At 64.8% G+C, this 13,013-nt stretch carries 12 protein-coding genes; 4 read left to right on the top strand and 8 right to left on the bottom strand.

Annotation, left to right across the window (positions count from 1 at the left end; genetic code table 11):
- Positions 1-50 precede the first annotated feature (50 nt).
- The 4 genes from FHR94_RS08940 to FHR94_RS08930 all read right to left on the bottom strand — a co-directional run bounded on the left by FHR94_RS08940 (position 51) and on the right by FHR94_RS08930 (position 2,143).
- Positions 51-1,211 carry an AAA family ATPase gene (locus FHR94_RS08940; protein ID WP_183325299.1) on the bottom strand — a complete coding sequence of 387 codons (1,161 nt, stop codon included), beginning with the start codon at positions 1,209-1,211 and terminating at the stop codon, positions 51-53.
- A gap of 7 nt (positions 1,212-1,218) precedes the next feature.
- Entirely contained in the window at positions 1,219-1,347 is a 129-nt protein-coding gene (locus FHR94_RS19840) for a hypothetical protein (RefSeq protein ID WP_281375969.1), read from the bottom strand.
- Positions 1,348-1,566: 219 nt separating this feature from the next.
- Positions 1,567-1,923, bottom strand: a complete 357-nt coding sequence (locus FHR94_RS08935; RefSeq protein ID WP_183325298.1) for a type II toxin-antitoxin system PemK/MazF family toxin — start codon at positions 1,921-1,923, stop codon at positions 1,567-1,569.
- Positions 1,913-2,143, bottom strand: coding sequence for an AbrB/MazE/SpoVT family DNA-binding domain-containing protein (locus tag FHR94_RS08930; protein ID WP_183325297.1), 231 nt, complete (start codon positions 2,141-2,143; stop codon positions 1,913-1,915). Before FHR94_RS08930 ends, FHR94_RS08935 begins: the two co-directional genes overlap by 11 nt.
- Positions 2,144-2,486: 343 nt before the next feature.
- Between FHR94_RS08930 and FHR94_RS08925 the strand changes: the two genes are divergently transcribed.
- The 4 genes from FHR94_RS08925 to FHR94_RS08910 all read left to right on the top strand — a co-directional run bounded on the left by FHR94_RS08925 (position 2,487) and on the right by FHR94_RS08910 (position 8,544).
- Positions 2,487-5,606, top strand: a complete 3,120-nt coding sequence (locus FHR94_RS08925) for a DEAD/DEAH box helicase (RefSeq protein WP_183325296.1) — start codon at positions 2,487-2,489, stop codon at positions 5,604-5,606.
- Between the two features lie 116 nt (positions 5,607-5,722).
- On the top strand, positions 5,723-6,313 hold the full coding sequence (locus FHR94_RS08920; protein ID WP_183325295.1) for a peroxidase-related enzyme: 591 nt from the start codon (positions 5,723-5,725) through the stop codon (positions 6,311-6,313).
- 608 nt (positions 6,314-6,921) lie between these two features.
- Positions 6,922-8,118 (top strand): ATP-binding protein, encoded by a 1,197-nt coding sequence (locus tag FHR94_RS08915; RefSeq protein WP_183325294.1) that lies wholly within the window; start codon positions 6,922-6,924, stop codon positions 8,116-8,118.
- A 237-nt stretch (positions 8,119-8,355) separates the two neighbouring features.
- Positions 8,356-8,544: a hypothetical protein gene (locus FHR94_RS08910; RefSeq protein ID WP_183325293.1), complete on the top strand. Its 189-nt coding sequence runs from the start codon at positions 8,356-8,358 to the stop codon at positions 8,542-8,544.
- A gap of 26 nt (positions 8,545-8,570) precedes the next feature.
- On the opposite strand, the gene FHR94_RS08905 is transcribed toward FHR94_RS08910, so the two are convergent.
- From FHR94_RS08905 to senA, 4 genes are all read right to left on the bottom strand, one after another.
- Entirely contained in the window at positions 8,571-10,043 is a 1,473-nt protein-coding gene (locus tag FHR94_RS08905) for a PhnE/PtxC family ABC transporter permease (RefSeq protein ID WP_183325292.1), read from the bottom strand.
- Positions 10,043-10,696, bottom strand: a complete 654-nt coding sequence (locus FHR94_RS08900) for an ATP-binding cassette domain-containing protein (RefSeq protein WP_183325291.1) — start codon at positions 10,694-10,696, stop codon at positions 10,043-10,045. The genes FHR94_RS08905 and FHR94_RS08900 overlap by 1 nt, the downstream gene beginning before the upstream one ends.
- Positions 10,696-11,565: a putative selenate ABC transporter substrate-binding protein gene (locus tag FHR94_RS08895; RefSeq protein ID WP_183325290.1), complete on the bottom strand. Its 870-nt coding sequence runs from the start codon at positions 11,563-11,565 to the stop codon at positions 10,696-10,698. Before FHR94_RS08895 ends, FHR94_RS08900 begins: the two co-directional genes overlap by 1 nt.
- A gap of 82 nt (positions 11,566-11,647) precedes the next feature.
- Positions 11,648-12,997, bottom strand: a complete 1,350-nt coding sequence (senA, locus tag FHR94_RS08890) for a selenoneine synthase SenA (RefSeq protein WP_183325289.1) — start codon at positions 12,995-12,997, stop codon at positions 11,648-11,650.
- Between the last annotated feature and the right edge of the window lie 16 nt (positions 12,998-13,013).

Below are 13,013 nucleotides of genomic sequence, written 5' to 3'. Positions count from 1 at the left end.
GCCGCCCGTTCAAGGCTGTCGAACTCACTGCCGCGTCTCGCGCAAACCGATTACTCGTCGTCACCGGGTGGCCAGCGGCCAGCGTCGACCAAGGCTCGGAACCACTTTGTCATCGCCGCATCCTCCACGGCATATTCGCCCCGGCTCGATTTCCAGGCCAGCGGAGGGGTTCGTTCCCGCAGACTCTCCAGAGCCCGTTGAGCTTGCTGAGCAGAAACGGGCTTGCCGATGATGCGCTGATAGAAGGCCCGCGACTCCGCATTGTACGGTCGGAACGCCTCGCCCAGCTCGAGCATCCGCCACAGCACCGCTTGCTGGAGAGGTTCCAGACCCAGATAGTGACTCGCCATGTCCCGCTCGACATCCCGCTGTCGCGCCCGAGCGTAGGCCAACAGTCGCACCTCAAAACGGTCATCCTCTGTCGCCAGGGGGCTCGTAGCTTGGCCGAGAGCCTCTATGAACAACTGGGGGCGATGCCCATAGGCGGTGAATGCCTCCAACAGCATGTCGGTATTCACGGGAGCACGGAATGGCTGCTGGTGCTCGATCAGGTTGGCGATATGCTCGATAAAGGCCTTGCCGAGCAACGGCATCTGCTGGACTTGCGACCCGTAGAAGGGTGCTGCATGGCCATTGACCAGCCGGAGAAGCTTGTCGCGATCGGACCCTGACATGACGACCATGAGCTGGATGTGGTCAGGCGTGTTGAGCTGGTCCCGTGCCGACTTCAGCGCAGCCATGAGAGTGTTCCCGGCTTCCGTGGTCACCGCTTGCTGGGCCTCATCAATGACCAGTGCAACAGGCTTGCCGCCGGCCTCAATGAGCAGGCGCAGAGCTTCGGGGAGAGAGGCGGCCCCTTCGTCAGTAGGGTTCGCGTCAATCTGGACCCACTGCCCGAGCCCAACCTTGCTGATGCCCAGCCGTGTCGCGAGTTTCTCGATGGCGGGACGGTGCTGGGCCATGGCCTCCTGGATCGCGGCCTGGATCAGCTGGGCTGGGTCGCGCCGTTGATCCGACCAGAGGTCGACATAGACCACCTGGACGGCCTGCCTCTCCAGCGTGGGGAGTAGGTCGTTCTTCAGGAAGGTGGTCTTGCCGGTCCTCCGAAGTGCGGCGAGGAAGAGCCCGTTGGGGGCGTCACTGAAGAGGAGCTTACCGCTCAGGGCGTCCGCCATGTCGGCGGCAAGCTGATGTCTGGGAAAGTAGAGCACGGCCTTATCATCGTTTATCTAAAATTTGATAATTTATCAGTCTAGCCGTAAAAACCCGTAAAGCAACGCCTGTGCGCTCCGGGCTTCCTGTAGCGAGCGGGCTGATCAGGCGCTCATCGAGGGTGAAGAGCTTCATTCTGACCTTCCAGAGCCCACCGCTGAGGAAGCACGGTGGGGTGGGTCTTGGCGACCTGTTGCCAACGTAGCGGGTTGTTTACCGCTTTCCCTGGTCAACCTGGCTTGCGTTTACAAGCCTCTCCCTTCAGGGAGAGGTAGTTGACACCTGTTTCAAGCGCTTCCTGATCTTGTGGGCGCAACTGCTGTGCTGCGCGAATGCCGCCATGGGTGTCCAGCCTCAGCCCATGGTTGTTATCTCGGATGGCATCAGAGCTTGCAGGGACCGGGTCACACGAGACCGATCATCACCCCCCAAGTGGCCCGCCTGGCGAATGATCAGGCGTTCGTCGAGGGTAAACAGCTTCATGCGCACGATGGAGGTGGAGGGCAGGCCAGCGCTGTCGAGGTCCTGGATCTCGGTGTCCAGTGGCCAGGCGGAATTCCTGGCGCTGGTGATCATGGCCAGCACGACGTGCCCAGTTGGCTGGTTGAAAGCCTCGATAGAGGAAAGCACCAGCGCTGGCCGGCGCTTGGCCGTCGAGCGGTCGGTGAAGGGGAACGGGACGACGACGACATTGAAGGCTTCAAAGCTCACGGTAGGCTTCCTCGTCGGCGTCGGACTCCCACTCGCTCAGGGTCCCCTCCACGGCATGGGTGAAGGCCAGGTCGAGAGGACGGGCCTTGCGCAGGCGAATCTCGCCATCCTCGATCTCGAAGCTGATCGCATCGCCGGCGTGCAGGTCCAGCGCCTTGCGCACGGCGCCGGGGATGGTGGCCTGGTATTTACTGGTCAGTCGGCTGGTGGCCGTGGGCATGGTGATTTCCCTCTGCATCATGGGGTAATACCGTAATACTAGCTGGCGCTGTGGTGAGGCACAACGAGCGTCTTTTTCGACATGAATCCTCCGATTGCGCCAACTCGCTACCTGGTTCGCCTCAGGGAGCCACGACGCGGTCTGTCTCGGGAGAGGCGAGACTGCTGGCGTCTCGTCGGGCCAATGAGACGCGATGGCTCTTGCCTGCGCGCGCCTGCTGGACAGTCGTGGGAGCGCAATTTATTGCCGGTTCGACGCCTCGACGAATGGCGACGAAGTCGCCCAAAGTTAGCCGATTGCTGTTACTTTGGATGGCACTGGAAGGGTAGGGATGGAGTAAGGCATGGATCGGCTACCGGAAGGCCTTTACGAGCGACTGCTCGATGAAGAGCTGATGGCGCAACTGGAGGCGCACCCCGAGTTGAAGCCCGTGCTTCGCTCACTCGATGATGAAACGACGCCCCACGCCTACTCTCAGTTTGTTGGTCAGCTGCTGCACCGCGCCTTACGGATCATCGATGCCAAGCAGCGGCTCCCTCTGCTGAACCGCATCATCGAGCTGGTATCGGCCACCGATGGACTCGACTATCTCACGCGCAAGCGGCTGCTCAGCACCGAGAAGCCGTTACTCACCGAACTTGGGCGTGGCGGCGAGTTCTTGCCCCGCCCGCATACGCCGCTTGCCACCAGCGCATTGCTCACCGGGCTGGGGCATGATCCGCCGCTGGAGCATGAGCTGCGTGCCGAGATGGCGACGGCGGATGGCGTGGATATCCTGGTTTCTTTTATCAAGTGGTCAGGCCTGCGTTTGCTGATGCCCGCCTTTGAGCGTCTGGCCGAGCGGCGCATTCCGGTGCGCCTCATCTCCACCAGTTATATGGGGGCCAGCGATCCCACGGCGTTGGAGTGGCTGACCCGGCAGCCTAACGTTACCGTGCGGGTCTCCTACGACACCGGCGGCACCCGGCTACATGCCAAGGCCTATCACTTCCAGCGGGAGAGCGGCTATTCCACCGCCTATATCGGCTCGGCTAACATGTCCCACTCGGCAATGACCCAAGGGCTCGAATGGACGGTCAAGGTCACTGCCCAGGACATGCCGCACATCTTGAGCCGCTTCGAGGCGGAGTTCGCCGCCTATTGGGAAAGCGACGAGTTTGAGCGCTACACCCAGGAGGATTTCACACGGTTCCGCAAAGCGATTGCCGCGCACAAGGAGCGTTCCCGTGGTGGGGCGACCTTCTTTGCCGAGATTACGCCACGGCCCTTCCAGCTAAGGATCCTCGAGGCGATCGATGCCGCGCGTCAGCGCGGCTCGTATCGCAATCTCGTGGTGGCCGCGACGGGTACCGGCAAGACCGTGATCTCGGCGCTGGATTACCGGCGGGTGTGTGAACGGGAGGGGCGTCGCGTACCGCTGCTGTTCGTCGCCCATCGCAAGGAGATCCTGGAGCAGGCCCAGGCCTGTTACCGTACCGTGCTGCGTAATCAGAACTTCGGCGAGCTTTGGGTCGCGGGCGAGACGCCGACCGAGCATCGTCATCTGTTTGCCTCGGTGCAGACCCTCAATCGGCAGCGTCCTTGGGAAGCCCTCGGGTCAGGACACTTTCACTATGTGGTGATCGATGAGGCCCACCACGAAACCGCTAACAGCTACCGGGCGTTGCTCGAGGACCTGAAGCCGGCTGTGTTGCTGGGGCTGACGGCCACACCCGAGCGCATGGATGGCAGCAGCATCCTGCCGGACTTCGACGATGACTTCGCCGCGGAAATCCGCCTTCCGGAGGCGCTGGAAGAGAAGCTCCTCTGCCCTTTCCATTACTTCGGGGTCAGCGATAGTGTCGATCTCAGTGACGATCGTCTGTGGCAGAACGGCCGCTACGACATTCGTCAGCTCGAGAACCTGCTGAGCGGTGACGACTTTCGTGCCAAGCAGCGGGTGGACACCGTTCGGCAGGCCTTGGAGCGCTATCAGCCGGATCTTAATGGAGTGCGGGCGGTAGGCTTCTGCGCCGGTGTGCGCCATGCCGAGTATATGGCTAACTGTTTTAATCAGCTGGGCGACGACTATCGGGCCGCCGTGCTGGTCGGCGATACCCCGGCGGAGCTCAGGGCCGCACGACTGCGCGCGTTTCGCGAAGGCACGCTGCCCTTCCTGTTCACCGTGGATGTGCTGAGTGAGGGCGTGGATGTTCCCGATATCAATCTGGTGATGTTCTTGCGTCCCACCGAGAGCCTGACGGTCTTCCTGCAGCAGCTGGGGCGCGGGCTGCGACACGCGCCGGGCAAGGAGTGCCTGACCGTATTGGATTTCGTGGGGCAGACCCACCGGCGCTATCGGCTGGATACCAAGTTCACTGCGCTGCTCTCAGGGCAGCGGCAACGCCTGGACCGCGAAGTCGAAGCCGATTTTCCGAGCCTGCCGCCTGGCTGCAGTATTCAGCTCGAGCGGGTCGCCCGGGAGAGAGTGCTGAGCAAGATTCGGATGGTGCTCAGCGAGCTGAATCAGTTTATTCCCGAAATCCTGCGCACCTGGCCGGAGGAGGTCGGCAAGCCGCTGACCTTCGGACGCTTCCTGGAGGTGACGGGGCTATCTCCGGTGCCGGTGCTGGCACGCCGCAGCTGGTCGGAGTGGAAGGCGCTGGCGGAGCGTCGCTCGCCCCCTGCGGACCCGGATCTCGAGCAGGCTCGCAAGGCGCTGCCGCGTATTGCCCTGCGTAGCGATCCAGCGCTCCTCTCGGCCGTCGAAACCCTTAGTCGTGAGGATAACAGCGTTCAGGAATCCATGGGGCGCTATGACACCGCGCAGCAAACGGCGCTGCACTATCTGCTATGGGGACGAAAGGGCGGCCTGGTGGGTGTCGAGAGTCTCGCGCAGTCGCTTCAGAAGTGGCGTGCCAATCCCTGCGTGGCGGCCGATGCCGCCGAGATTGCCGCTTGGCGTCGTGCCCACCAGCAGGTGCCACTGCAAAAACTCAATGACTTACCGTTCGCCTGCGATCTCCTGCTGCATGGTGCCTACGGCACTGCGGAGATTAAGTCGGCCTTGGGTCTCGCCAGTCTGGAGAAGCCGGGGCCAACCGGGCTCGGCGTCATCCACGCCAAGGACATCCGTGCCTACATCCACCTAGTGACCTTCCAGAAAGAAGAGGGGGACTTCTCGCCCACTACCCGCTATCAAGACTATCCCATCAGCCGCACCCTGCTGCACTGGGAAAGCCAGTCGAATACCACCCAGGCCAGCTCGACGGGACAGAACTACCTCGAGTTTAAGGAACGCGGCTATACGATTCTCTTCTTCGCCCGTTTGACCAAACGCATCGAGGGCGAGACAGCACCCTTCATCTTCTTGGGACCAGCCAAGGCACTGAAACGCTATGAGGGAGATCGTCCTATCGCCATGGTCTGGGGGCTCGAGCATCCGATGCCCGCAGAACTCTTCGAAGAGGCGAGGCCGGCATAGCGCCAGCGTAGCCAAAGCGGAAGACCGTGACAGATTCGACTTTTGCAGCTCTATTGACGTTAACGTTAACTGCTATATTGGTGGCATCGACAACAACCACAATGCTTGGAGCCTCCATGTCCGCGCCGATCAGTCGTTTCCCCGTACCCGAGTCAATCCACGACCTGCCCGACGACATCCGCGACGCCATGCTGGCGGTGCAGGAGAAGGCCGGCTTCGTGCCCAATGTCTTCCTGATGCTGGCCCACCGACCCGACGAGTTCCGCGCCTTCTTCGCCTATCACGATGCCCTGATGGAACGGGAGGCCGATACTCTGACCAAGGCCGAGAAAGAGATGATCGTGGTGGCCACCAGCGCCCGCAACCACTGCCTCTACTGCGTAGTGGCGCATGGCGCCCTGGTGCGGATCTACAGCAAGGACCCGCTGCTCGCCGATCAGGTGGCCGTCAATCACCGGGTGGCGGGGCTCAGCGAGCGCCATCGAGTGATGCTTGACTTCGCCCTCTACTGCGGCCTGGAGGTGGGCGAGCTCACCGAGGCATGGCAGGTCCGCTTGTTCGAAGTTGGCTTCACCCATGATGACATCTGGGACATCGGCGCCATCGCCGCCTTCTTCGGCATGTCCAACCGCTTGGTCACCCTGGCCGGCACCCCACCCAACGAGGAGTTCTACCTGATGGGGCGGGTGCCGAGGGAGCAGGGCTGAGCCGTCAGCTTCATCAGGTGATCGAACTTGTCATGTCGGTCGACTCGCCGCGGACCCGTTGCCCTCCAGCGACAAGGGGTGTCTTTGCAGCGTGCAGCCACCTGTCCGAGGGGCGCAGCATCGGCGAGTTCGCCGAGGCCTGCTATGGTGCCGGGGTGCGGCGCTTCGTATCGATGGCCTCGACCTTGGTCAGCCTGCTGGTCGCGTGGACAAGACCCGACAAGGCAGGACGCTGAGCTACCGGCTTACTCCAGGAGCAGCTCGGCAGGCAGGCCGAAGCGCTGGGTCAGCGCCGATCAGTGCCAGCAACTCGTCCAGGGCCTCGACGAGGGCCTCGTAATCGCCCTAGGTCCCGGGGGCCTGGAGCAGGGGGCGACGAAGCGCCAATGAGCGGCGGCCTGTTGAGCGGTACTGGTCATCTCGACTCCTTTCAGTGTCCCTTGTCGTATTCGGCATGATCGAGCACGTGCTGGAGGTAGCTCTTCTTGAAGCGATGGTGCATCAGGCCGGTTTGTGGGTGCCATGGGCGAGTGAGACCGACTTTGCATTTCAATAGAGTTTAGCTAAGTTATCTAAATTGGATAACTTTACTAAACTCGATTGATACTATGGACCCCGTGACTAACCCCTATGCGCCGGGTGCCGGCTCGCCACCACCGGAGCTCGCCGGTCGAGATCCACTGCGTGATCGACTCAGAATCAGCGTTCAGCGCCTGCGTCGTGGCCGTTCCGCCAAGAGTCTGATGATGATCGGACTACGGGGAGTGGGAAAGACGGTGCTGCTGGAGCGCATGCGTCAGGATGCCGAAGCCGAGGGTATCCATACGCTCAGGCTCGAGGCACCGGAGCATCGGTCCCTGCCGGCGCTGCTGGCCCCTCAGCTGCGCCTGGCACTGCTGCGGCTGAGTCGTACGGAACAGGCGCAGGTCTTGGCCAGGCGCGGCTTGAGTGCTTTGGCGGGATTCGCCCGGGCACTGAAGGTCAAGTACCGTGATATCGAGGTCGGCTTCGATGCCGAGCCGCAGCCCGGGCTGGCCGACAACGGCGACCTCGAACTGGACCTGGCCATGTTGCTGGAGGAGGTGGGCCGGGCAGCGCGGGAAGCCGGCACAGCCCTGGTGATGTTCGTGGATGAGCTCCAGTACGTGGCCGAAGAGCAGCTGGCCGCCCTAATCAGTGCCCTGCACCGATGCTCCCAGCTGGCTCTCCCGATCAGCCTGGTGGGCGCCGGCTTGCCCCAGCTGAGGGGCAGGGCGGGAAAGGCGAAGTCCTACGCCGAGCGGCTCTTCGACTATCCCGAGATTGGCCCGTTGGATGATGAGTCGGCCACCCGGGCCCTGGTGAATCCCGCCAGAGAAGAGAGCGTCGAGTTCGAGCCCGAGGCCATCACGGCCATTCTCACGGCCTCCCGGGGCTATCCCTATTTCCTGCAGGAGTGGGCCAGTCATACCTGGGATATTGCGGCACAAAGTCCGATCACCAGGGCGGATGTCGCGTTGGCTACGCTGGAAGTCACTGCTGCGCTGGATGCCAACTTCTTCATGGTACGCTTCGATCGCATCACCCCGGCAGGCAGGTGCTATCTGCGTGCCATGGCCGAGCTGGGGCCGGGGCCTCATCGTTCCGGCGAGATCGCCGCGGTGCTGCACAAGCGAGTGCAGGCGCTGGCGCCGATTCGTGCCGCGCTCATCGAAGATGGCATGCTCTGGAGTCCCGGGCACGGGCAGACGGCCTTCACGGTCCCGCTGTTCGATGACTTCATGCGACGCACCATGTCAGGAGACGAGTGCTGGCAGGCTACGTGAGCGATGCGATCTGCCGTCACCTGATGGGCGGCAGATGGCATGGAAGCACTCACGTTGCCTTTGAACTAGCCTGGTGAATGGTCGCTCTCGGCGTGGAGGAGAGGGGGCGAGGTCATGGAGTATGTCCATCCCGACCACCCCTGCACCGAGCGCAAACGCTCGCCGGTCGCCGAGGAGGTGCGCGAAGAGCTCACAAATCACCCGCTCCATTCGAGCGTTTTTTTATCAGGAGGCAAGATGCCGAAGACAGGACCCAAGCAAGCCCGTGTCGAGCCCATCCACGAGGCCGAGGACATGAACCTGCCGGTGATCGGCTGGCACGTGATCGACGAGACCGACCCCGGCAACGAGATCGTCGTCTCCGAGCACGACACCGAGGCCGAGGCGATCCGCGCCGCCGAGGAGTACGAGCAGCGCGAGGAGTAACACCGGCAGTGCAACTGCCGGCGCCGTCACGGTTCGCTGGTGGCGGTATGTCTCAGCCGTAGCCGGCTGCGCAGCCAGCGGGCGAGGATGTCGACGCCGATGTTGAGCAAGGCGGTGATGACGATCAAGACCAGCGCCCGGTCGAAGCGGATCTCCTGGATGGCGCTGTCGACGTAGAAGCCCAAGGTGGCGATGCCGAGAATCCCGAGGATGGCCGTCTCGCGCATGATGATCTCCCAGCGGTAGAACAGGAAGGCCAGGAAGGGGCCGTAGAGCCGCGGGGTAAGCTCGAAGGCATAGCGTTCGAGGCCGCGCGGGGCGTCCTGACGCAGGGCGATCTCGTTGCTGCGCCGACCGATCAGGTGGCCGATGATACCGCCATTGTGGATGGCCAGCGCCACCACCGCCGGCAACATCGAGGGCCCCCACAGCTGGAGCAGGATGAAAGCCAGCAGGTATTCCGGGGTCGAGCGCAGGATGACCAACACCGTGTGGCCCAGTGCGCCGCTCACGCGGCCCTTGAAGTGCCGCGAGATCAGCGGATAGAGCGCCAGGGCCAGAATGCCGGTGACCACCAGAGCCACCTGGGTCAGCAGCAGGGTGTTCCAGATACCCGGCAGCGCCTCGGTGGCGAACAGCTCGCCCAGCCAGGTCATCAGCCCGGTCAGGCCCTCGCCCTGGCGCAGCGGGGCGGGCACGATGTCCTCGGTGAAGAAGCGCGACACGTTCTGCCAGCGGATCGGCAGTCCGCTGCCCAGCAGGAAGGGCGCGGCGATCAGGTAGAGGGGCAGCAGGCGAGGGCGGACCCAGAGCCCGAGCGTGGCGATCATCACGTAGAACAGCAGCAGCAGGGCCCCCACCGTGGCGTAGTGGCCTTGGGAGAAGGACGATTCCAGATAGAAGCCCAGCGTCGGCATGCCCACGAAGCCCAGCACGGCGCTGGAGCGCAGGCCGCACTCCAGCCGGTAGCTGGTGTAGCTGACCAGGTGGGGCCAGGCCAGGCTGATGCGCGTATAGGCCAGTGCCGACACCACCCCGGTGCCGTGCGGGATGACCCGGGAAGGCTCGGGGTCGCTCTCCTCGAGGATCTCGGCGTAGACCTTGGCGAAGACTCCGGCATAGGGAATGGCGATGGCCAGCACGCCGGTCAGCGGATGCAGCCCGAAGAACTGCAAGAAGATCAGCGCCCAGAACAGCTCGTGGATGGCGCGCACGAAGGCACAGGCAGTGCGCACCGTGCGATGGTGGAACACCAGGGCCAGGCCCATGCCGACCAGGGCCCCCAGGCTGACGCCGACGAAGGCGAAGGCCAGGGTGCGCAGGATCGCCTCGCCGAGGTAGTCCACGGCGGTGAAGTCCGGCTGAATCAGGCCCAGGAAGAGGCGTCCCAGCTCCCCCCAGGGATCGTGGGCGGTGATCCGGAAGTCGGCCAGGAAGGCACAGGCGACGGCGAGCACCACGAAGCCCAGGCTGGTGCGAACGGTTGCCGAGTGCCACATCAATAGAGTACCAGCAGGTCCTGGGCGCGAAGCGTGCGGCTCGGAGCATCGATGACGATGGCACCGTCGGCGATGCCGATCACCCGCTCGGTGAAGCGCAGGGCCAGCTCCACGTCGTGCATGGCCAGCACGGCGGTGGGATAGGCCTGGGTCAGCGCCGTCATCACCACCTCCGACAGCGGACCGTCGAGGGCCGAGACGGGCTCGTCGGCGAGCAGCAGGTCGCCCTGCTGGTAGAGCGCCCTGGCCGCGGCGACCCGCTGACGCTGGCCGCCGGAGAGCTCGCCGGTGGCCGTCCAGCACTTGTCGTCGATGCCCAGCCGCTCCAGCAGCGGCCGGATCGCGGCCACGTCGTGGCGAAAGGGCCGCACCAGGCTCGCCAGGTTGTACCAGGTGGGCTGCCGGGCGAGCCGACCCATGAAGACGTTGTGGAACACGCTCAACGAGGGCACCAGGCCCAGTTCCTGGGGCATCAGGGCGACGCCCTGGCGGTGCCAGTGCTGGTGCATGACGCCGAGCAGCGTCGACTTGCCGGTGCCGCTGCGGCCCACCAGCGCCACCCGTTCGCCGCGGGCCAGGGTGATGCTGAGCGGGCCGAGGACGCGCTGCGTGCCGTAGTCGGCGACGATCTCGTTGAGGGCCAGGGCGTTCATCAGTCGAGGATGTCGAGCTGCCGGCCGACCTCGCGGATGACCTCGTAGTCGTCGTTACTTACGGGGATGAAGCCGGAGCGGGGGAAGCTCTCGAGCAGTGCCGGGTCGTCCATCTCGAGCAGCGCCTCCTGGACGCGATCGGCGAAGCCCTCGCCGAAGCGCTCGTCGACGTCGCCGCGGATGCTCCACTGGTAGTCGGGATAGGTCGGGGTCTTCCAGACCACGTTGACGCTGTCGGTATCGATGTTGCCGGCCTCGACCTCGTTCTCCCAGACGGTGTAGTTGAGGGCCCCGAGCTGGTAGGCACCGCTGGCGACCAGCGAGGCGGTGCGGCTGTGGTTGCCGCTGAAGCCGACCCGGGAGAAGAGCTCTTCCGGGGCCTCGTCGAAGGCCTCGCGCAGGTAGTGCTCAGGCATCAGCCGTCCGGAGGTGGAGCCCTTGGAGCCGAAGGTGAAGGTCATGCCGCGCATGGCGTCGACGAGCCCCGCGCCTTCCTCCAGGCCGGTGCTCTCGTGGGCGATGAAGTAGGTCCGGAACTCGGCGTCCTCGACGCCCTGGGCCAGCGCCCGGGAGCCCGGCACCCGCTCGCGGGCCTGGACGCCGGAGAGGCCGCCGAACCAGGCCAGCTGCACCTGGTCGTTGCGGAAGGCGCTGACCGCGGCGGCATAGGACTTCACCGGCACGAAGCGTACCTCGACCTCGAGCTCTTCCTCGAGATAGTCGGCGACCTTCTGGAAGCGCGCCTGCAGACGCGTCTCGTCCTCGTCGGGGATGGCGGTGAACACGAAGGTCTCCGCGGCGCCGGCCAGGGGGGGCACCAGAGCCAGTGTCAGAGCTAGAGGTAGGGCGAGGGTCAGGCGTGCGAGCATGGTCAGATTCTCCTGAAGGGATAGGCAGACCGGCATGTTACCCAAAAAGGCGTGAGCTTGCCGATCCTGCCGTGGGAAGCCCTCAGTGGGCGCAGGTGCGAAAGCCGGCCAGGATATCCTGCCGGTCGGGTGTGAAGAAGTTGCGATAACCGTTGTGGATCAGCCGCGAACGGGTGCCCCAGGCTCCGCCCCGCAGCACTCGGCGACCCTCGGCGAACCAGGGCGCGGAGTAGTCGCGGTAGAGGTCGGGAGTGAAGCCCGGGAAGGGGCCAAAGGGCGAGGCCGTCCATTCCCAGATGTTGCCCAGCATCTGGCGGCAGCCGAAGGCGCTGTCGCCCTCGGGCAGCGCCGCCACGTCGAGGCGCCCCAGCTGCCAGGCGTCTAGGTTGGCGTACCGGCCGTCGGGCGGCGCCTCGCCCCAGGGGTAGCGGCGCTTGCCCGGGGCGAGCGAGGCCCCGTCGGGGGTCGGCGCTCGGCTGGCGGCGACGTCCCACTCGGCCTCGCTGGGCAGGCGTCGTCCGGCCCAGCGACACCAGGCCTCGGCCTCGTGGTAGCTGACATGCATCACCGGCTGGTGGGGCGCTAGCGGTCGCCAGCGATCGAAGGCACGCTCCTCCCAGCCACCCGCGGTGGCCCGGCGCCAGTACAGGGGAGCCTCGAGGCCCAGCTGTTCGCACCATTGCCAGCCGGCCGAGCTCCACAGCGCGGGTCGGGTATAGCCAGCGTCGGCGACGAAGGCGGCGAACTCGGCGTTGGTTACCGGGGCCCGGGCGATGGCGAAGGGGGCGACCTCGACCTCCAGGGGCGGCTTCTCGTTATCGAAGCGGAAGGGTACGTTGGCGTCGGAGCCGAGCCAGTGCCGCCCGCCGGGAATCGTCACATCGCCGGGCAGCGCGCCGGCTGGCGTGTCGATCGGGGCCTGCCCCGGGGGAGGCGCGCCCAGCACGGGCGGTGGGTCGCCCAAGGTCTGGCGGGTGTAGATGAAGGCCTCGCCGTGCATGTCCTCGTGCAGGGTGGTGAGCTGGTAGACATAGCTTTGGGCGGCACCGGCCAGGCCGCCGGGCAGGCGGTCGAGCATGGCCTGTTGCACGCGGGCCAGGTAGTCCAGCGTTTCCTCGCGGGAGGGCAGGGGTAGCGCCCAACGGTCGTCGTGGGCGATGCTGCTGGAGTCGAACAGCCGGTCGGCCCCGCTGAGCTGGTACTCGGGCAGACCATGGAGCCTGCGAAGGGCGAAATGGTCATGGAACAAGCCCAGGTGCCCGAGCTCCCACAGCGGCGGGTTGACGATGGCCAGGCAGGGACCGAGCTCGCGGATCTCGAGAAGATCCCGCATCAGGGCCAGGCTACGGTCACGGGACTCGGTGAGCATCGCCGCCAGCTCGTCGGCGCTTCGAGGTGGCGTGGGCGGGGTGCTGAATGATGTGGAGGGCATGCCGGCCTCATCAGGG

Source organism: Halomonas cerina (assembly GCF_014192215.1).
GTDB classification, from domain to species: Bacteria; Pseudomonadota; Gammaproteobacteria; order Pseudomonadales; family Halomonadaceae; genus Halomonas; species Halomonas cerina.
This window is presented reverse-complemented; position numbering and strand designations above follow the sequence as displayed.